Here is a 20616-nt window from a genome sequence, read left to right on the forward strand (position 1 = left end):
AGCGGGTCGCTTCGTTTTGCCCGGTGCTGCGCCACCGGGCTTTTTTATTCACACGATGTCATCGATCAAAATATGCAGCTGACCACGGCTGCAACGCTCGATGCGCGCCTCGACCTTGTACACCGCACGCAGCATTCCTTCGTTGATCACTTCATGGCTCGGCCCGCTGCCTTGGGCAGTGCCGTCGGCAATCACCAGCACCTGGTCGGCAAAGCGCAGGGCCTGGTTGAGGTCGTGCAGGGCGATAAACACGATGACCTCGCGCTGGCGTGCCAGGGCGCGCATGAAGCTCAGCACCTGCACCTGGCGGTGCATATCGAGGGCGCTGGTGGGTTCGTCCATCAGCAGCACCTCGGGTTCGCGCACCAGGGTCTGGGCGATGGACACCAGCTGTTGTTGCCCGCCGCTGAGTTCGCCCAGGTTACGAAAGGCCAGGTCGGTGATGCCGAGGGCGTCGAGCATCTCGTCGACCAGGTGCAGTTCTGCGTCTTGTACCACCCAGCCTGGCGACAGTTGTTTGCGCGCCAGCAGCACCGATTCGTAAACCGTCAACCGGGCGCTGCCATTCAGGCCCTGGGGCATGTAGCTGATGGCCTGGGCGCCTTGTTGCGAGCCCTGCAAAATCACCCGGCCCGGCCCGTCGACCAGCCCGGCGATGCGCTTGAACAGCGTGGATTTGCCCGCAGCGTTGGGGCCGACCACCGCCACCACCTGGCCGCCGGTAAAGGCGGCCGTGGTCACGCCGCTGATGATGTTGCGCTGGCCGTAGCGGGCGCCCAGATGTTCCAGTTGCAGGGTTACCATGAATGTTTCTTCCCGCTCAGGATCAGGGAAATGAAGAACGGTACGCCGATCAGCGAAGTCACCACGCCGATGGGAAAGATCGCGCCCGGAATCAGGGTTTTACTGACCACCGAACTGGCCGACAAAATCAACGCGCCGGTGAGCAGCGAGGCCGGCAGGAAAAAGCGCTGGTCTTCACCAATCAACATCCGCGCGATGTGCGGGCCCACCAGGCCGATAAAGCCGATGGTGCCGACAAACGCCACCGGGAACGCGGCGAGCAGGCTGACCATGATCAGCGTCTGAAAGCGCAGGCTGCGCACGTTAATGCCGAAGCTGGCGGCCTTGTCATCGCCCAGGCGCAGGGCGGTCATGGCCCAGGCGCGCCGGGCGAACACGGGCGCGGTGAGCAGGATGATCAGGCAGATCACTCCAAGCTTGGGCCAGGTGGCTTTGGTCAGGCTGCCCATGGTCCAGAACACCACGGCGGCCACGGCTTGCTCGGTGGCAAAAAACTGCACCAGCGCCAGCAGCGCGTTGAAGGTGAACACCAGCGCAATGCCCAGCAGCACGAGGGTCTCGGCGCTGACCCCGCGGCGCAGGCTGAGGAAATGAATCAGCAAGGCGCAGAGCATCGCCATGATGAACGCATTGACCGGCACCATGTACTGCGCCGCCAACGGAAACAGCGCCACGCCGAACGCCAGGCCCATGGCCGCGCCAAAACTGGCGGCGGCGGACAGGCCCAGGGTGAAGGGGCTGGCCAGCGGGTTGTTGAGGATGGTCTGCATCTGCGCCCCGGCCAGGGATAATGCCGCGCCCACCGCGACGGCCATCAACGCGACGGGCAGGCGGATATCCCACATCACCACGCGCACTTGCGGCGCCGCGCTGTCGGGTGAGAGCAGGGCGCCCATCACTTCACTGAGGCTATAGCGCGCCGGCCCCGACGCCAGGTCGAGCAGCACGCTGCACAGCAATAATACGAACAACGCAGCGAGGATCAGGCGTTTGCGCAGCACCAGGCTGCGGTAGGTCACGGCGCTCATGGCTTGAGGCTCACGGCATAACCGGGTGCGTAAGGCACCGGCAAGAAACGTTCGTGCAGTTCACGAAACGACGCCTCGGGGTCCAGTTCGGCGAACAGGTCCGGGTGAAACCACTTGGCCAATTGCTGAATCGCCACGAACTGGTAAGGGCTGTTGTAGAACTGATGCCAGATGGCGTGGAAGGCCTGGGTTTGCTGGGCCTTGATGCCGGCATACGCCGGGCGTTGGGTGTACCACGAAAGTTTGCGTCGCGCCTGAGCCATGTCCGCGCCGGGCCCTACGCCGACCCAATGCCCGCCTGGGGCGAAAGCCTCCCAGTTGGCGCTGGTGACCACCACCTGGTCGGGGTTGGCCACGATCACCTGCTCGGGGTTCAATTGGCCGAAGGTGCTTGGGATGATGCCTTTGGCGATGTTGTTGCCGCCGGCCATCTCTACGAACAGACCGAAGTTTTCATTGCCGAAACTCAGGCAGCAATCGTCGGTGTAGCCGCCGATCCGCTCGATGAACACCGTCGGCCGCGCCGGTTGTTGCGACGCAATCACGTCGGTGACCCGGCGGATCTGCTGGTTGCGAAACGCAATAAAATCCTCGGCCCGCTGCTCCTTGCCGAACAATTGGCCGAACAGGCGCATGGTCGGTTCGGTGTTGGTCATCGGCTGGTTGCGAAAATCCACGTACACCACCGGGATGCCCAGGGCGCCGAGCTTCTCGATATAGCGCGCATCTTCAGTGGCATGTTGCGCCTCGATATTGAGGATGATCACATCGGGGCGCTGTGAAATGGCTTGCTCAATGTCGAAGGTGCCGTCCTCAAAGCCGCCGAAGGTGGGAATGTTGGCGATCCCGGGAAATTTACGCAGGTAGGCGTTGTAGGTGTCCGGGTCGGACTGGATCAGGTCCTTGCGCCAGCCGACGATGCGTTCGATGGGGTTTTGCGTGTCCAGTGCGGCCAGCAGGTACAGCTGGCGGCCTTCGCCGAGAATCACCCGCTGCACCGGCAGGTTTACCTGGACCTTGCGTCCCAGCAGATCGGTGACGGTGGTCGGCGCCGCCATTGTGGCGCTGGCCAACCCCAGCATGCCGGTAAAGAGCAGCGCCGCAAAAACCTGGCAGCGTCGAACAATGGAAACCATGAATTAAGCCCTTGCAGGTGTCAGAAATCGACCGTGGCCGAGAGGAGGAGGGTGCGCGGCGAGCCTTGGGAAAACGCGCCGTAGGAGGCGACCCCCGACCAGTACTCGCGGTCGAACAGATTCTGCACCGTGGCGCGGAACGTGGTCGGCCGCTCGGCGATGCGCGTGCTGTAGCGCGCGCCGATATCAAAGCGCGTCCAGGGATCGAGCTGCTGTGTGTTGGCCTGGTTGACGTACTGGCTGGCGGTGTAGATCGCGCCGCTGGTCAGCGTCAGGCCTTCGAGCCACGGGGTGTCCCATTCGGCCCAGAGGTTGGCTTGCACCTCGGGCACGCCCACCGGGGTATTGCCCTGGTGGGCGGCGACGCTGGTCTTGATCAACTGCGCATCCAGCAGGGTCACGCCACCGAGCAGGCGTGTGCCTGGGGCGACCTCACCGAACACACTCAGCTCCAGGCCACGGTTGCGCTGCTCACCCTGCACGGAGAACGTCCCCGAGGCCAGTTCGCCGCTGGGCTTCTGGATCTGGAACAGGGCGAGGGTCGACATGAAGGTGCCGTAGTCGAGCTTGACCCCGATCTCATGCTGTTTTGAAACGTAGGGCGCAAAGACTTCGCCGGCATTCGCCGCGTTGGACGGTGCCACGTCACCCTTGCTCAGGCCTTCGAGGTAGTTGTAGTAGAACGCCACATGCTCCCATGGTTTGAGCACCGCGCCGAACAGCGGGGTGGTCTTGCCGTCGTCATAGGCCGTCGTCACGGCACCGGCGCTGTTGTAGTTGTTGGATTGGATGCGCTGTTGGCGCAGGCCCACGGTGACCTGGACGCGTTCATCGAGCACCGACAGGGTGTCGGCGATGGCCACGCCGGACAATTCGCTGGCAGAGACTTTGGGCGCATCGGGCTTGGCGATCGACGGTTCGGGACGGTCGGTCGGGTGGTAGATATTCGACAGCACCGGTGGCCCGGAAATAATCCCGCGTGACAGTTGATCGCGGTAACGGCTGGTCTGCACGGTGCCGTTGTGGCTGATGGGGCCTGTGTCGAAGCGCAGGCGTGCGCCTATGTCGACGGTGTAGCGTTGCACTTCGAAGCGGTAGTAGCCGGGGGTTGATGAGGTGTCCCCGGCGGCATTGACGATTTTCGGTGTCTGGTCGGACATGCGCGCGACCGCCGACTGACCGCCACCGGCGTGGGCGAATACGCTCAGGTTGTCGTTGAGGTCGTATTCAGCGCTGAGCAAGGCGGACTTATCGCGGGTTCTTGACCAGCCCCAATCCTGGCTCACGTTGGTACGGCCATTGGCGGCAGAGGGGATGGCCACGCCGGGTTCGATCAGGAACGGCCGCGACGCAGCGCCAAATGCTTCTTCCTGGGAGATCAGGTCCAGGCTGGTGCGCAGGCGTTCGCCCTGATAGTCCAGGGACAGGGCGCCCAGGCCGACTTCGCGCGATTGCTCGTCGATCACCGTGTCGCCGCGCTGCACGCTGCCATTGAGGCGCACACCAAAGCGGCGCTCTTCACCGAAGCGTCGGCTGATATCCAAGTGATTACCGAACTGGGCATCCTGGGCATAACTGGCGGTGTAGCGGGTCAGGTCTTCGTCCAGGGAGCGCTTGGGCACCACGTTGATCACGCCGCCCACGGCACTGTTGGGCGACATGCCGTACAGCAGCGCGCCGGGGCCCTTGACCACTTCGATACGCTCGGCGTATTCGGTGAAGACGCGGTAGTTGGACGCCACACCGTAGACGCCGTCGAACGCCAGCTCGCCGAGATTGCCTTCGCCCACCGGGAAACCACGGATAAAAAACGAGTCGACAATCCCGCCGGTCTGCCCGGTGGAGCGCACCGAGGAGTCACGCTCCAGCACATCGCCCACGGTGGTTGCCTGTTGGTCCTTGATCAGCGCTGCGCTGTAGGTGCTGACGCTGAACGGCGCATCCATCACGTCGGTATTGCCCAGCATGCCCAGGCGTCCGCCCGTGGCCACCTGGCCGCCGGAGTACAGGGGCGGCAGGCTGCTGGCGCGTTGTTCGGCGGCACTGACCGTGGTGTCCGACAGCGTGATCCGGCGCAGCACCAGGGTGTAGCTGCCATCGCTGCGCAGCGCCATTTCCAGGCCGCTCCCGGCCAACAGCCGTGTAGCGGCTTGCTGGGTAGAGTAGGTGCCAGACAGGCCAGGGCTGGTCAGGCCTTCGGTGAGGGCCGGGAGGAACGACAGGGCAATGCCGGCGTCCACGGCAAAACTCGACAGCGTGGCGCCAAGTGGGCCCGGGGCAATGTGGTAGGCGCGCACCGCCACCGTATCCAGCTGCGCTGGCACGGCCGCGAGGGCGGTGCTGGCCAGGGCCAGGCTGAGCAGCGCGCTGCGAATCACAAGCATGGAGGGCGGCCCTATGGACGGGAGGTAAAAGGGGTCTGTGTGTTTGCCAGCCGAGATCGGAAAAAGTATCAGCCGCCGCGCGTTTTATTTTTCGCGGCTGCTCAGGCCGGCGAGAGGGTGACCCAATACCCGTTCAAATGACCGTTGGCGAGCACCGGATAGGTCTGCACCAACATGTTCAAGGTGCGCTGGGTGTCGCTGATGGGGAACGCGCCGGAGATGCGCAGGTCGGCAATCGCCGGGTCGTAGCGCACGAAGCCGTGGCGATAGCGCGTCAGTTCCGCGACGAAGTCCGCCAGGCGCATGTTGTCGGCCATCAGCATGCCTTGGGCCCAGGCGCCGACATTGCGGTCGGTGGCGGTGAGCGCACCGAACTGTTGCGCGGAAAACTCCGTACGTTGCCCGGCGTTGACGATTATCGGCGCGGTCTGGCGGTTGTCGGCCAGCACGACCTGGACGGCCCCTTCGAGCACGGCCAGGTGCGTGCGCGCGCTCAGTTCGCGCACGGTAAACCGCGTGCCCAGCGCCTGCATAAGGCCTTGGCGTGTGCTGACCAGAAACGGGCGGGACGCGTCCTGTGCCGTCTGCACCAGGATTTCACCTTCGCGCAGGTGCACCCGGCGCTGCTGGCTGTCGAACCGCACATCGATAGCGGTAGCGGTGTTGAGGGTGATGTGTGAGCCATCGGCCAGGGTCAGCTCGCGGCGCTCGCCGACGCGGGTGCGGTAGTCGGCGGTCCATTGCTGGGATTGCGCGAGTTTCCAGCTGCCCCAGCCCACCGGCATCAACGCCAGCAACAGCGCGAGTTTGCCCAGGGCGGCGCGGCGTTCCGGGTGGCTTGGGCGATCCAATGCCGACATCGCCAGGGACGGCGGCAGGCCACCGAACTTGCTTTGCAGCAATTGCGCCCGCGCCCAGGCGCGATCACGCTCGGGGGTGCTGACCTTCCAGCGTTGCCACTCGGCGCGTTCGCTGTCGCTGAGGTTGTTTTCGCTCAGGCGCATCAGCCATTCGGCGGCTTCTTCAAGGACTTCCGTGGGCAGCGGTGGCTCTTTGCGCAGGCTGAGCATTCATTCCACCAGCATCAGGCATTGCACGAACGCCTGCTTCATGTAGCGCTTGACGGTAATCAGCGAAACGCCCAGTTGCTCGGCGATGGTGTCGTACTTGAGGCCGTTGAGTTGTGACAGCAGGAACGCCCGCTTCACCAGCGGTGGCAGCGAGTCGAGCATTGCGTCGATTTCGTGCAGGGTCTCCATGACCATGAAATGGGCTTGCGGCGAGGGCGCTTCCTGCTGCGGTACGAGGGCGAGCGCCTCCAGATAGGCGCGTTCGAGGGCCTTGCGCTGGTACCAATTGACCAGGATGCCCTTGGCCACGCAGGTCAGGTAGGCCCGTGGCTGGTCGATGACCGTGACCTGGGAGGCCAGGATGCGGGTGAAGGTGTCCTGGGCCAGATCCGCCGCGTCCATGGCGTTGCCGAGTTTGCGTTTGAGCGTGGCGTACAGCCAGCCGTGATGCCCGCTGTACAGGGCTTCGATTGCGCGCAGGTGATTGTAGTTATCGGCGGGAAGGCTTTCGCTCATGGCGCGCAACCGTGCAATTGAGAAGTATTCCCAATGCTAAGGGGAAACCTGCCGTGAGCGCAACGCGAGAATCGCAATCAACGCCGCGGCGTAGGCCAGGCACACATACAGGTAGGTATACGCCAAGCCATAGGCCTGGCTGAGCAGGCCGCCGGCCGCTATCCCGGCAATCGAGGCGAACTGCGCGGTGCCTTGGGCGATTCCCAGTACGTGGCCCTGTTGTGCGCTGTCGGCAGTCTTTGAAATCAAGGCCATCAGCACCGGCGTGGTGGCGCCCAGCAGCACGCCCCACAGGAAGTAGCCGATGACAAACACCAGCGGGTTGCGGGTGAGGCCGGCCGCTGCAGTCAGCACAATGCAACCGATTACGACCCAGGTGAGGCGCCGCAAGGTGTCGGCCTGAGTACGGCCTTCGAAGTGGCGCGCCCACGCCGTCGCCGACAGGATGAACCCCAGTGCTAGCAAGCCGTAGCACAGCCCGACCAGGGCGTTGCTGAGCGTGAACGTTGTGCTCACGTACAGCGCGAATGAGGTCTGCGGCAGCATCCGCGCCAAGAGCAGAATGCCCATCACCGTCAGCAACGGCAGCAGGGCAGATGCCTGCCAGGCATCGCTCTTTGGCGCGGGCGCGGATTTTTTCACCGGCGGCACATCCGGCAAGGTCACCGCTGCGATCAGCGTGCACACCGCGCAGAGCGCTGCGGCGCTGAGGTTGATCCAGAAGAACGTCGCGTGATCGAGGATCAAGCCACCGACCACCGCACCCAATAGTGAGCCGACGTTAGTGGAAATCTGCAGGATCGCGAACAGCCGCGCCCGCCGCGCAGGCACCTCGATGCTCACTCCGTAGGCTTGGGCCGGGGCGATATACCCGGCAAATGCACCCTGCAAAAAACGCAGGATCAGGATTGCCCACAGGTCGCTGAACAGCGCCAGGCCCAACTGGGTCAGGGTCAGTCCCGCCAGCGCACGGATCATCATCAGCTTGTGGCCATAACGATCGCCGATGCGACCCCAGAATGCGCTGGTCAGCAGGATGCCAAGCATCGGGCCCACGTACACCGCGACGCTGGCGAAGCTGAACAGGCTGTCGGAGGTAGTCAACCCGCGCAGGTGCACGGGCCAGAACGGCCCGCTCATTTCCATGGCGCCCATGGACACAAGCTGGATCGCGAACAGCAGGGCTATCAGGACGCGGGTCGGTGGCATGCATCACTCTCAGTGTTCAAAAAAATGCGCAGGGGCTGATACTTTTTCGCGCGTCGGCTGGCATCAGGAGTAATTCTCATTTTCTCTTGATCAAAGGACCCCGACGCCATGCTTGTTGCCAGCCGGTTAACCCTCGCCATTCGTACCGCCCTGATTGTCGCCGCTGCCAGCGGCAACGCCTGGGCCGCCACCGCCGGCTCGACTGACGACAGCGCGCAGAGCCTGACCCTTGACGCGACCAACGTCAACGCCCGCTACAGCGGCCCCACCGACTTGCCTGAGGTGCTCGCCGGTGGCCAGGTGGCCCGTGGCGCACGCCTGGGCATGCTGGGCAACAAGGATGTGATGGACACGCCATTCAGCGTCACCAGCTACACCGCCAAGACCCTCGCCGACCTGCAGACCGTGACCGTGGCCGACGCCCTGGAACGCGATCCGTCGGTGCGCTCGACCGGGCAAACCGGCGGGATTGTCGACTCGTTCTTCGTGCGCGGCTTTGCCATTGGTGAGGGCAATCTGGGCGAGCTGGCCTATGACGGCGTGTATGGCGTGGCGCCCAACTACCGGGCGTTTACCGAGTACGCCGAACGCGTCGAAGTGCTCAAGGGCCCGGGTGCGTTGATGTACGGCATCTCACCCAACAGCGGCGTCGGCGGGGTGATCAACATTGTGCCCAAGCGCCCGCTGGATCAAGACCTGACGCGCTTCACCGGCAGCTACGCCTCCGATACCCAGGTGGGCGGCCACCTCGATATCAGCCGGCGTTTCGGTGAGGAAAACCAGTTTGGCCTGCGCTTCAACGGCAGCCTCCAGGGCGGCGACACCGCCGTCGACGACCAGCACCGCGACGTCGGCATCGGCGCCATCGCCCTGGATTATCGCGGCGAACGGCTGCGCCTGAACCTTGACTACATCAGTCAGAAAGAAAGCTGGGAGGGCGCCTCGCGGCCGTTCACCATCGCGCCGGGCGTGGACGTGCCCTCTGCGCCGAACGGTCGCACCAGCCTGCCGCAGAAGTGGGGTTGGTCAGACACCAAGGAGCAGTCGGTGTTGCTCGGCGGCGAATATGACCTGAATGACTCGCTCACCGTGTTCGCCCATGCCGGTGGGGGCCGCTCGGATGTGAAGCGCATGTCCGACCAGGTGCCGCGTATCCTCAACGACGCCGGTGACACCGAAAACATTCCGGGCTATTACAAATTCAACGTCGACCGCTCCACCGCCGACGTGGGCCTGCGCGCACTGTTCGCCACCGGCCCGGTGACCCACACCACCACGTTGATGGCGACCCGTTACCAGGACGAGCTGTCCAGGGGCATCAACAACGGCACGATCATTCGCTCGAACATCTACCATCCGGTGGACAGGCCCGAGCAAACCATCAATACGCCCAAGGTGCTGCGCATTTCCGAATCCGAGCTGTCTGGCGTAGCGCTGACCGATACCCTGGGCGTTCTGGATGACCGTGTCCAACTGACACTGGGCCTGCGTCGCCAGGCCATTGAGTCGCGCAACTACAACGCCGCAGGCGCGGTCAGTTCCCGCTACAAGGACAACGCCACCACGCCCTTGGTGGGTGTGGTGGTCAAGCCTTGGGACGACGTGTCGCTCTACTACAACTACGTCGAAGGCCTGAGCAAGGGCGATATCGCACCCGGCACGGCGAGCAACGCGGGCGAAACCTTTGCGCCGTATGAATCCAGGCAACACGAGCTGGGCGTGAAGTACGAACACGGCACCTTCATGACCAGCGTGGCGTTGTTCCAGATCGAAAAGCCCAGCGGTGAATTGGCGGCCAACGGTGTGTATTCAGTGCAGGCCGAACAGCGCAACCGTGGCGTCGAGCTGAGTGTTTACGGTGAAGTGGCGCCGGGTACCCGCCTGATGGGCGGCGTGACCTTTCTCGATGGCGAGCTGACAAAATCCGCCACGGCGGCCAACCAGGGCAACAAACCGGTCGGCGTGCCGCAGATCCAGGCCAACCTGTGGGCCGAGTACGACACGCCGTGGCTGGAAGGCTTTACCCTCACCGGCGGGGCGATCTACACCGACAGCCAATACGTCAACCAGGCCAATACCCAGGCGCTGGATTCCTGGACGCGCATTGATGCCGGCGCGCGCTATGCGACGAAGATAGAAGGGCGGCCGACCACGTTCCGCGCCACGGTGCAGAACGTGTTCGACCGTGAGTATTGGTCTGGCGTGGCCTCGTATGGCGCGTTTTCGCCGGGTTATCCGCGTACGTTGCAGGTGTCGGCCACGGTGGATTTCTAGGGCGGCGTAAAGGGCGTGTCGGGGCCGCCTTTTAGCGGGCGGTCAGCGTTACGCTAATGTATTCAAGCTGATACGTGAATGCGTAGTTATCTCAAATGAGATCACTTATCAATTATGTTCACTTTGGAATTCTTATCCCTTAGACTCCGCCCCGCTGGCGTTTGGCTGCCTTCAGCCCGCCGCAAAAAACAATAACGATGGATGGCAGGGGAGCAGGGTGTGAATTTCAAACAGAACACAATTGCGTTGGCGGTCGGGTCGGTGTGCTTGGCTGGCGGTACCTGGGCGACTGAGCCGAACACAATGGAAATCGCCCCGATCACAGTGAGCGGCGAGAAAATCAACCGCTCCCTTGAACAGACCCAATCCAGCGTCGTGGTGGTGACCGAACAACAACTGCGGGACAAGGCCGACCACAGCCTGGTCGACGTGTTTGCGCGCACGCCGGGTGTGTACAGCCAGGCCGGCAACGAAAACTGGGGTATTCGCGGTGTACCGGTATCCGGTTTCGACGACCAGGGCCCGGCCACCCTCAACGGTGCCGTTTCGGTGTATGTCGATGGCGCGGTGCAGCCCAACCGTACCCTGACCTTGAGCCCGACCGGCTTGTGGGATGTGGAACAGGTCGAAGTCTTCCTCGGCCCGCAATCCACCACCCAGGGGCGTAACTCCCTGGCTGGCGCCGTGGTGATCCAAACGCGCAACCCGACGTTCCAGCCGACCTTCTCGGCGCAAACCAACGTGGGCAACTACGGTGAAAAAGGCGCAGCGGTGGCCGGCGGTGGCAGCATCGTCGATGACAAGATCGCCGGGCGTATCGCCTTGGATTATCAGGACGGCGATGGCTACATCGACAACATCGCCCTCGGTAAAGACGCCAACCCGCACCGCACCAGCAATGCTCGCGGAAAGCTGTTGATCCTGCCCAGCGACGATCTCGACGTCCTGCTCACCTACGCCCACAACGAGCACCGCCAGGGTGACAACTCGGTCACCCGCACCCCGGACAAGGTCCGCTACTACAAGGTTTCCTCCGATACCCAGGCGTTCGACAACCTCAACCAGGACACCGTCAGCGCCAAGGTTGACTACCGCCTCGATGACCAATGGTCGCTGACCAGCCTGACCACCAACACCCGGTCCGACTATACCAACCGCCTGGACTTCGACCAGACCGCCGACGCCAATGAAGTCATCCGACGCCAGCAGGATGGCAACCTGTTCGGCCAGGAGTTGCGCCTGAACTACAACTCGGACACGGTGAAGAGTTTCCTCGGCGCCTATTACGGCCACAACTCCAACAACTTCCACGACCGACTGCTGTTCGATAACGTGCTGGCGGTCACGGTCAAAGGCGACACGGTCATCGAAAACAAGGCGCTGTTCGGTGAGGTCGACTGGACCTTCGCCCCGCGTTGGACCCTGGTCACCGGCCTGCGCTACGACCACGAAACCAACGACACCGACATCAAGCAGGACGACCTGTCCGAGGCCGCCAAGGTCAAGAAATCGTTCGCGGCCGTACTGCCAAAACTGGGTATCAACTACGAACTCGCCACCGGCCAGTACTTGGGCTTCATGGTGCAGAAAGGTTATCGCGGCGGCGGCGTGAATGTGCGCTCCGGCAGCGGTCACGAGGCGTATGACCCGGAATACACCACCAACTATGAGCTGTCGTACCGCGGTTCATTCCTCGAAGATACCCTGCGCGCCCGCGCCAACCTGTATTACACCGACTGGAAAGACCAGCAGGTCAGCGTGCGCCAAGCCGGCAGCAACATTATCAACGTGTACAACGCCGGTCGCAGTGATATCAAGGGCCTGGAAGTGTTCATCGAGAAAGACCTCAGCGAGCAACTGACGCTGACCGTCGGCGGCGCCATCACCGATGGCAAGTACAAGGATTTTGTCGTCGGCAATGGCCAGGACCGCAGCGGCGAGGCGTTCTACTACTCGCCCAAGTACAAGGCCTCGGTGGGCGGCATCTATCGCGTCAACGAACGCCTGACCTTCAACACTGATGTGACGTACCAGAGCAGTGCACCTTCCGCCTACGAATTCGATGCAGCGGGCAAGGTCAACGGCGAGCGCAGGAGCGACAACTACGTGCTGGCGAACTTCAGCAGCGAATTCAAAGTCACCAAGAACGTAGCCGTGTCGGGCTTCGTGAAAAACGCCTTCGACAAGCGCTACGTCACCAACAACCGCGATGACGAAATCATCGACGCCGGCGCGCCGCGCACCTTCGGTATGGCGCTGCGTTACGACCTGTAGGCGGCACCGTGTTCACTGCTTGCGCGTGACCGGTTTCGCGCAGTCGCAAAGTAGCTTGGCGGCACTGCCCGAATGATCGGGCAGTTGTCCGCTAAGCCCCAAGTGCGGCATTTCCGTAGGTGACTCGTTCCTGCGATGTAGGCAACTTCCCAAATGTAATTCAGACCCTCTGGGCTTGTGTCCGGGGAGCATTCGCTTGCTTATATTTCGACGCCATCTTCATTGCATCCAGGGATGTAAAGCATGGCGCATGGCTATATCAACGACCGCACGACGGACTATCACAGCCTGAAATCCCGCTTGATGGGCGGCGGCATAAGCCGGGAACGTTCGGCCCATTTCGATGTGTTGAATCATCATCTGCGCCATGGGCTGGTGACGCCTGGGCAGTTGATCGTCATTCCCGATGCTTACAGCGTCACCTGTTCGCTGGAGGAAGCCTGGTTGGTGCGTCAGGCTGAGACGATTCGCCGAGAACTGGAGAGTGCTGCCGGAGCCCGGGTGGTCAATGACTATGACTTGCTGCAGAGCCTTCTGGGCTACAGCTCGTTGGGGATAGGCAGCGCCACATCGGCGTGGTCGCGGCATCTGAACGAGGTGGTGCATACCCTGGAGGAGATCGAGCGATTGCATCAGCGTTTGCGGGACGGCGGCCTGGACCGGCAAGCGTTTTTTCGCCAGCGCCAGGTGCTGTTTGGGCTGCTGGAAACGCAGTTGCAGGGCGCTGCACGATTTGGCACGGGGTTGCGGGGCAATCAGGCGTTGAAGACGGTGCTCGGGATTTCAACCAAAAGCTATTTGCGCAAGGGCGAGATCGCCGGGTATGCGCAGCGGATGCGGGCGATTGCGCAGACGTCGAAGTGGTTGGGGAAGGGGACGTATGTGGGGTTGGCGCTGGATGTGGGCGTGGCAGGTTTGGAGATCAAGGAGGCGTGTGTGGACGGGCGGGAGATGCAGTGTCGGCGGGCGAAATATGTGGAGTCGGGGAAGTTGGTGGGCGGCGTGGCGGGCGCTTATTGGGGTGGGAAGTTCGGTTCACATTTAGCCCGTCGTGCCTGTACGCTCTTTTTGGGCGTTGCCGCTAAAGGAAACGGTGAGTTGGTTTGTGCTGTTATTGGCGGTGCTGCAGGAGGATATACGTTGGGCGGTGCATTCGGCGACTCGGGCGCGTTTCTTGGCGGGAAAATTCTGGAGATCGATGGTGATCTGATCTTTCAACCCGAGGGTGCTTAACCATGGATATCTTTCTCATCTTTACAATTTTGGTATTTGCAGCTGGCCTGATTGGTGCCGTGCTGTCTTTCTACGTCGAATACACCAAGCTCGAAGCGTTGGAAAGCTACTTCAGCGAGAACAAAGTGGTCTGCGATAACAAACGTTTTTGGGGCCGAAATACGCATGTCGACCGGTTTTATCGCATGCTCTTGATCAATCAGTTGTTGGCAATGCCCAAGACCCATATCAAGCGAGGGGACGTGACCGAAGCCGAACTGGCCGCCATCCCCTTATCCCTCAAGCGCTGGGCGTTGTGGCCGACCAATTTCGGCTTCATATGGGCTGCCAGCTTATTTATCTGGAGCGTCTGGTACCGCTGGTAGCCCGCTCAATCCCGGGTATCGGCTCAGGAAAAATCCTCCTCGAAAGGCTCCTGTTCACCCCGTGTCGCCCCTTGGCGACGCATCGCTTGCACAAGGGCACAAGGGCGAGGTCGCCGGGTATGCGCAGCGGGTGCGGGCGATTGCGAAGACGTCGAAGTGGTTGGGGAAGGGACGTATGTGGACGGGCGGGAGATGCAGTGTCGGCGGGCGAAATATGTGGAGTCGGGGAAGTTGGTGGGCGGCGTGGCGGGCGCTTATTGGGGCGGGCCGCTCGGTGCAAAATTAGCCCGTCGCGCCTGTACGCTCTTTTTGGGCGTTGCCGCTAAAGGAAACGGTGAGCTGGCTTGTGCTGTTATTGGCGGTGCTGCGGGAGGGTATGTAGGGGGCGATGTAGTTGGCGCTCGCGGTTCGTTTCTTGGCGGCCAAATCCTAGAGATCGACGGTGATTTGATCTTTCAACCAGAAGGCGCCTAATCATGGATTTTTATCTCGTCTTTACGATCTTTATATTTGCAGGGGCGCTGATTGGTTCAGGACTGTCTTTCTACGTCGAATACACAAAGCTCGAAGCGTTGGAAAGCTACTTCAGCGAGAACAAAGTGGTCTGCGATAACAAACGTTTTTGGGGCCGAAATACGCATCTCGACAGGGTTCATCGCATGATCTTGATCAGTCAATTGTTGGCAATGCCCAAGACCCATATCAAGCGAGGGGACGTGACCGAAGCCGAACTGGCCGCCATCCCCTTATCCCTCAAGCGCTGGGCGTTGTGGCCGATCAATTTCGGCTTCATATGGTTTACCAGCTTAATTATCTGGAACGTCTGGTACCGCTGACAGCCCGCTCAATACCGGGTATCGGCTCAGGAAAAATCCTCCTCGAAATGCTCCTGTTCACCCCGTGTCTTCCCTTGGCGACGCACCACTTCCATCTGCCGTAATTCCACCCGGCGAATCTTGCCGGAAATGGTCTTGGGCAGTTCACTGACAAACTCGATGCGCCGCACGCGCTTGTACGGCGCCAGGTGTTCGCGGGCGAAGGCCAGGATATGCCTGGCCAGCTCGGCACTGCCGGGGGCGTCATGGGCCAGGATCAGGAAGGCTTTGGGCACGGCCAGGCGCAGCGGGTCGGGGCTGGGGACTACGGCGACTTCCATCACGGCCGGGTGTTCGATCAGCGCGCTTTCCAGCTCGAACGGGCTGATGCGGTAGTCGGAGGCTTTGAATACATCATCGGCGCGGCCGACGAAAGTGATGTAGCCGTCGCTGTCGATCTGCGCGGTGTCACCGGTGCGGTAGTAACCGTCGCGCATCACTTCAGCGGTTTTTTCCGGGCTGTCTTCGTAGCCCATCATCAAACCGAGAGGGCGCACATCCAGGGGCAGGGCGACTTCGCCCTCGGTGGCAGGCACGCCGTCGGGGTCGAGCAGCGCAACGCGGTAACCCGGCAACGGGCGGCCCATGGAGCCCGGCTTGAGCAACTGGCCGGGCGTGTTACCGACCAGGGCGGTGGTTTCCGATTGGCCGAAGCCATCGCGCAGCGGCAAACCCCAGGCCTGCTGGATCTGCTCGATGATCTCCGGGTTCAGCGGTTCGCCCGCGCCGACCAATTCACGCAGGTTCAGGCGCGTCTTGTGACTGGCCAAGTCTTCCTGGATCAACATGCGCCACACCGTGGGCGGCGCGCACAGGCTGGTCACGCGATACTGTTCCAGCGCCGTCAGCAAGGCCGGCGCGCTGAACCGCGCGACGTTATGGATAAAGATGCACGCGCCGGCGTTCCACGGCGCGAACAGGCAGCTCCAGGCGTGCTTGGCCCAGCCTGGAGACGAGATATTCAGGTGCAGGTCGCCCGGTTGCAGGCCGATCCAGTACATCGTCGACAGGTGACCCACCGGGTAGCTCTGGTGGCTGTGCAGCACCATCTTCGGTTTGGAGGTGGTGCCGGAGGTGAAATACAGCAGCATCGGGTCGATTGCCAACGTGCGGCCCTCGGCGTCGAACTGCTCGGGATATTCAAACGCAGCGTTGTGCGCAACCCAGCCAGCGGGTGCCGTGCCCACACAGATGCGACTGCAGCCATCGCCCAGGCCGTCGAATTTGCCCACATGCGCCTCACCGACCACCAGATGGCGCACCTGGCCGCGCTCGATGCGGTCGCGCAGATCATCCGGGTTGAGCAGGGCGGTGGCGGGGATGACCACCGCGCCGAGCTTGAAGGCAGCGAGCATGGTTTCCCACAGCGCCACGTCGTTGCCGAGCATCAACAGCACCCGATCGCCACGCCGCACGCCCACGGCGCGCAGATGGTTGGCCACCTGGTTGGAGCGCGCGGCCAACTGCTGGAAGCTGTAGCGCTGCTCGCTGCCGTCTTCTTCTACGATCCACAGCGCTTTGGCCGAATTGCCCTCGGCCATCACATCGAAATAGTCCAGGGCCCAGTTGAACGCATCCAACTGCGGCCAGCGGAAGTCGCGGGCGGCGGTGGCGTAGTCGGTGCGATGGGCGAGCAGGAAATCCCGGGCGGCCAGGAAGGGATGCGTCATGGTCGGTGTCCTTGATTATTGTTGTAGGGACGGCCTGCGGCTAAACCGGCAGGCTGGACCGAGTATAGGCATGCATAAATCCGGAGATGAACGCTCAAAAACACCGGTGCGTTGTGCAAAAAAGTCATGTGTACGTAGGCTGGATTGACGATTCATACATAAAAGTCCAGGATGGAATTATAAGTACAAATATTTCTGCTGCATTTTTTCTTCTCTCTTGCCAAACCAACAACAACCTGCGAGATCACCCATGAAGAAACGCTTGCTTATCACCGCGCTGGCCTTGATCGCTTCCAGCCACGTACTGGCCGCCGAGAAAACCCTGCGCATCGGCATCGAGGCGGCCTATCCGCCGTTTGCCTCCAAGACCCAGGAAGGCACGATCGTCGGCTTCGACTACGACATTGGCAATGCGCTGTGCGCGCAGATGAAGGTCAAGTGCGTGTGGGTTGAAGGTGAGTTCGATGGACTGATTCCTTCCCTCAAGGTGAAGAAAATCGACATGGCGTTGTCGTCCATGACCATCAACGAAGACCGCAAGAAGTCGGTGGACTTCACCCACAAGTACTATTTCACCTCGTCACGCCTGGTGATGAAGGACGGCGCCGTGGTCGATGACCAGTACGCCAGTCTCAAGGGCAAGACCGTCGGCGTGCAGCGTGCGACCACCACTGACCGCTACGCCACCGAGGTGTTCGAGCCCAAGGGCATCATCGTCAAGCGCTACAGCAATAACGAAGAGATCTACATGGACCTGGCGTCAGGGCGCCTGGATGCGATCTTTGCCGACACCATCCCCTTGAATGACTTCCTGCAAATGCCACGGGGCAAGGGCTATGCCTTTGTCGGGCCGGAACTCAAGGACCCGAAATATGTGGGTGAAGGCGCGGGGATTGCGGTGCGCAAGGGCAACGAGGCGCTGGTCAGCGAGTTGAATACGGCGATTGATGGCATTCGCGCCAGTGGCGAATACCAGAAGATTTCGCAGCAATACTTCAAGGCCGATATCTACGGCGATTGATGCACGGGCCCGCTCACCACCAAACCCAAAAACAGGGCTGAAGGTTCAGCCCTTCAATTCCTTCAGATGCTTGTAGACCGTCGCCCGCCCCATGCCCAGCACGTTCGCCACGTAGTTCGAAGCGCTCTTGCCCTTGAACGCGCCTTCGGCATGCAGCGCCAGCACCAGTTCGCGTTTGTGGTCGCGGGTCAGCAGGTTCAGGCTCAACTGGCGCTCGCGCATCCAGGCATGCAGGAAGGTGTTGATGCGTTCCTGCCAGTCATCGCGAAACAGCGCATCCGGCTGTGGGATCAACTTGCTGGGCGACAAGAACAGGTCCAGCGCCGCCTTGGCGTTTTCGAACAGTGAAATATTCAGGTTGATGCATAGCACCGCCAGGGGCCGACCGCTGGTGTCGCGCAGCACGGTGCTCAGGCTGCGAATTTTCTGGCCGTCCCAGTTAAGCTTTTCGTACGGGCCGATATTCACTTCGCTGACGTCATCGCTGAGCATGTCCTCCAGCGCCGAGTCGTCGCCAATCGCGCGTTTCGACAGGTTATTGGCGATGTAATCGACCTTTTGCGAGCGCAGGTCATGCAGCACCACTTCGGCGTGGGGGAAAAACAGGGTGGCGATTGCATCGGCAATCGCACGAAAGTTCTGCAAGGCGTTGTCGGGTTCGACGCTGTTCATCAATGGGGCTCCAGGCGGGCGGGGGAGAGCATACCAGCGTCCAGCCCGAACCGCGTCAATGCCTCCGGCAGCGGCGCGTCGCGCACCAGTGCCGCGCTGGCTTGGCCCATGGCCGGTGAAGTCTGGATGCCATAACCGCCTTGCGCTGCCACCCAGAACAGCCCCGGCACCTGAGGATCGAAGCCCGAGAGCAAATCCCCGTCGTGCACAAAACTGCGCAGGCCAGCCCAGGAACGGGTCGGGCGGCGGATGGTCAGGGTGGTGGCCTCTTCGATCTGGTAGATGCCCATGGCGATGTCCAGCTCTTCGGGCTGGATATCCTGGGGCTCGACCACGTCGGCGTTGGCCGGTGAGCCAAGGAACATGCCGGCGTCGGGCTTCATGTAGAACGCTTCGTCGAGGGCCACCAGCATTGGCCACCCGTGGCTGTCCACGCCTTCAGGGCCGGCGAAGATAAACGCCGAGCGGCGCTTGGGTTGCAGGCCGATGGAGGCGGCACCGGCCAGCCCCCCGATGTGGTCGGCCCAGGCACCGGCGGCATTGATGATAATCGGGGCGGTGAAGGTGTCGTGCTGGGTGTTGACGTGCCAGAGACCGGCACTGTCACGGCTCAAGCCCAGCACGTGGCGGTCGGTACGCACGTCACCGCCGTTGCGCCGGATCCCGCGCAAATACCCTTGGTGCAGGGCATCCGTGTCGATGTCGCTGGCGGTCGGGTCATAGATTGCCCCGTGGACCTTTTCCCGACGCAGGATCGGCAACTTCGAACAGGCCTCGTCGGCACTCAGCTGTATGACCTGCGGCACAGTGGCTTTGGCGCTGAGGTATTGCGCGTTCAACTCGGCCGGGTCGCCGGTGAAGTCCACCGTCATCTCGCCGCGTGGCGTCAGCAAAGGATGCTCGCAGAACCCTGTTGGCGGCTGGTCGAAAAACTCACGGCTGGCGAGCGTCAACGCCCGCACCTGCGGGGTGCCGTAGGCGGCGGTGTAGAGCGCTGCCGAACGCCCCGTGGAGTGATAGGCCGGGTGGGATTCTCGCTCCAGCACCAGCACCTTGCCGTGTTGCGACAACCAGAAACCCGTGGATGCGCCGGCAATACCGCCGCCGATGATGATGAAATCTGCGTGGTTCATAGGCGTCTCCAGAGGGCGTTGGCCAGTGCGATGTCTTCCAGGCCCAGGCCGATGGAGCGGAAAAATACATGGCGGTCGTAGGACGGGGGCTGTACCTGGTCACTGAGCAGTTCGGCAAGGTCGCCCATGACTGCACTCGGGTTCCAGCCGTGCTGTTCTGCGGCGATCAGCATCTCGCCGGCCGAACCTGGGGTGGTCTGACGATAGTCGCAGAACACGTCCATATCATTGAGGCACTGCGGCGGTACTTCGTGGGCACGCGGGGCGTTGGTGCTGATGGAGGTGATCAGTGCAGGCTTGTTCAAGCGCGAAGGGTCGATCACCGGGCCGGCCGATGAAGTGCACAGCAGGATCACGTCGGCATCTTCCAGGGCCGCATCGCAGGTGGGGGCGATGCTTGCGCGTGGGTCCGGGCGTTCAAACGCGGAGCTTTTACCGGCCAGGCGGGGCGAAAAAACCTTGATGCTTTGCCAGTCCCGCAGGGTTTTCACGTAATGCAGGTGAGCCTGGGCCACCTTGCCGCTGCCGATAATCGCCAGCCGTTGCGCCGACTGTGGCGCCAGTGCATCCACCGCCAATGCCGTGGTCGCGGCCGTGCGCGCGGTGGTCAACTCAGCGGCATCACACAACAGCAGCGGCTGGCCGGTCTGCATCGACATCAACAGCGTCCATGCGGTGACCAGCGGCCCTTGCTCACGCACGATGTACGGCGAGGTTTTCACCCCATAGACGCCTTCCTCCGCCAGCACGCCCAGGTAGTTGATAAAGTCGCCGGCACCCTGGGGGAACTCGACCCACTGTTGCGCCGGCTGCACCGCTTGCCCGGCCGCCAGGTCTCGAAACAGCTTGCGCAGGATCTGCGTTACATCGACCTGCGCGAGTAATTCGCGAGCCTGGAGCTGGTTAATCACTTGAGGCGTGCTGGACATGAAAATCTCCGCGACTAAACTAT

17 protein-coding genes are annotated in these 20616 nt (G+C 62.0%); 6 read left to right on the top strand and 11 right to left on the bottom strand.

The window, feature by feature from the left end; all coding sequences use genetic code 11:
• Positions 1 to 48: 48 nt before the first annotated feature.
• The 7 genes from DNK50_RS14340 to DNK50_RS14370 all read right to left on the bottom strand — a co-directional run bounded on the left by DNK50_RS14340 (position 49) and on the right by DNK50_RS14370 (position 8147).
• Positions 49 to 804, bottom strand: a complete 756-nt coding sequence (locus DNK50_RS14340) for an ABC transporter ATP-binding protein (protein ID WP_112194687.1) — start codon at positions 802 to 804, stop codon at positions 49 to 51.
• On the bottom strand, positions 798 to 1832 hold the full coding sequence (locus DNK50_RS14345) for an iron ABC transporter permease (RefSeq protein WP_099584536.1): 1035 nt from the start codon (positions 1830 to 1832) through the stop codon (positions 798 to 800). Before DNK50_RS14345 ends, DNK50_RS14340 begins: the two co-directional genes overlap by 7 nt.
• Complete coding sequence (locus tag DNK50_RS14350) at positions 1829 to 2968, bottom strand: ABC transporter substrate-binding protein (RefSeq protein ID WP_112194689.1); 1140 nt, start codon at positions 2966 to 2968, stop codon at positions 1829 to 1831. Before DNK50_RS14350 ends, DNK50_RS14345 begins: the two co-directional genes overlap by 4 nt.
• Before the next feature lie 20 nt (positions 2969 to 2988).
• A complete protein-coding gene (locus DNK50_RS14355; protein ID WP_112194691.1) occupies positions 2989 to 5352 on the bottom strand; it encodes a TonB-dependent receptor in 2364 nt (787 codons plus the stop codon).
• A gap of 101 nt (positions 5353 to 5453) precedes the next feature.
• Complete coding sequence (locus DNK50_RS14360; RefSeq protein WP_112194693.1) at positions 5454 to 6422, bottom strand: FecR domain-containing protein; 969 nt, start codon at positions 6420 to 6422, stop codon at positions 5454 to 5456.
• Positions 6423 to 6938, bottom strand: coding sequence for a sigma-70 family RNA polymerase sigma factor (locus DNK50_RS14365; protein ID WP_112194695.1), 516 nt, complete (start codon positions 6936 to 6938; stop codon positions 6423 to 6425). It lies immediately after the preceding gene.
• Positions 6939 to 6974: 36 nt separating this feature from the next.
• Entirely contained in the window at positions 6975 to 8147 is a 1173-nt protein-coding gene (locus DNK50_RS14370; RefSeq protein WP_099584541.1) for an MFS transporter, read from the bottom strand.
• Positions 8148 to 8255: 108 nt separating this feature from the next.
• Here DNK50_RS14370 and DNK50_RS14375 point away from each other — a divergent pair, with 108 nt between their 5' ends.
• The 5 genes from DNK50_RS14375 to DNK50_RS14400 all read left to right on the top strand — a co-directional run bounded on the left by DNK50_RS14375 (position 8256) and on the right by DNK50_RS14400 (position 15129).
• Entirely contained in the window at positions 8256 to 10421 is a 2166-nt protein-coding gene (locus DNK50_RS14375) for a TonB-dependent siderophore receptor (RefSeq protein WP_112194697.1), read from the top strand.
• Between the two features lie 219 nt (positions 10422 to 10640).
• Complete coding sequence (locus DNK50_RS14380) at positions 10641 to 12695, top strand: TonB-dependent receptor (RefSeq protein ID WP_112194699.1); 2055 nt, start codon at positions 10641 to 10643, stop codon at positions 12693 to 12695.
• Positions 12696 to 12938: 243 nt separating this feature from the next.
• Positions 12939 to 13928: a hypothetical protein gene (locus DNK50_RS14385; protein ID WP_112194701.1), complete on the top strand. Its 990-nt coding sequence runs from the start codon at positions 12939 to 12941 to the stop codon at positions 13926 to 13928.
• A 2-nt stretch (positions 13929 to 13930) separates the two neighbouring features.
• Positions 13931 to 14293 carry a hypothetical protein gene (locus tag DNK50_RS14390; protein ID WP_112194703.1) on the top strand — a complete coding sequence of 121 codons (363 nt, stop codon included), beginning with the start codon at positions 13931 to 13933 and terminating at the stop codon, positions 14291 to 14293.
• Positions 14294 to 14769: 476 nt separating this feature from the next.
• Positions 14770 to 15129, top strand: a complete 360-nt coding sequence (locus DNK50_RS14400) for a hypothetical protein (RefSeq protein WP_099584545.1) — start codon at positions 14770 to 14772, stop codon at positions 15127 to 15129.
• Between the two features lie 26 nt (positions 15130 to 15155).
• On the opposite strand, the gene DNK50_RS14405 is transcribed toward DNK50_RS14400, so the two are convergent.
• Complete coding sequence (locus DNK50_RS14405) at positions 15156 to 16838, bottom strand: AMP-binding protein (protein ID WP_112194705.1); 1683 nt, start codon at positions 16836 to 16838, stop codon at positions 15156 to 15158.
• 250 nt (positions 16839 to 17088) lie between these two features.
• Here DNK50_RS14405 and DNK50_RS14410 point away from each other — a divergent pair, with 250 nt between their 5' ends.
• The gene (locus DNK50_RS14410) at positions 17089 to 17859 is read left to right on the top strand and encodes an ABC transporter substrate-binding protein (RefSeq protein ID WP_099584548.1); all 771 of its coding nucleotides are present in this window, start codon (positions 17089 to 17091) and stop codon (positions 17857 to 17859) included.
• A 45-nt stretch (positions 17860 to 17904) separates the two neighbouring features.
• On the opposite strand, the gene DNK50_RS14415 is transcribed toward DNK50_RS14410, so the two are convergent.
• The 3 genes from DNK50_RS14415 to DNK50_RS14425 are packed head-to-tail and all read right to left on the bottom strand — an operon-like array spanning position 17905 to position 20593.
• Complete coding sequence (locus DNK50_RS14415; RefSeq protein ID WP_099584549.1) at positions 17905 to 18531, bottom strand: transcriptional regulator; 627 nt, start codon at positions 18529 to 18531, stop codon at positions 17905 to 17907.
• Positions 18531 to 19664: an FAD-binding oxidoreductase gene (locus DNK50_RS14420; protein WP_112194707.1), complete on the bottom strand. Its 1134-nt coding sequence runs from the start codon at positions 19662 to 19664 to the stop codon at positions 18531 to 18533. Before DNK50_RS14420 ends, DNK50_RS14415 begins: the two co-directional genes overlap by 1 nt.
• A complete protein-coding gene (locus DNK50_RS14425) occupies positions 19661 to 20593 on the bottom strand; it encodes an ornithine cyclodeaminase family protein (RefSeq protein WP_112194709.1) in 933 nt (310 codons plus the stop codon). Before DNK50_RS14425 ends, DNK50_RS14420 begins: the two co-directional genes overlap by 4 nt.
• Between the last annotated feature and the right edge of the window lie 23 nt (positions 20594 to 20616).

Origin of the sequence: Pseudomonas sp. LG1E9 (assembly GCF_003290225.1) — a bacterium.
Lineage (GTDB): Bacteria > Pseudomonadota > Gammaproteobacteria > Pseudomonadales > Pseudomonadaceae > Aquipseudomonas > Aquipseudomonas cyclaminis.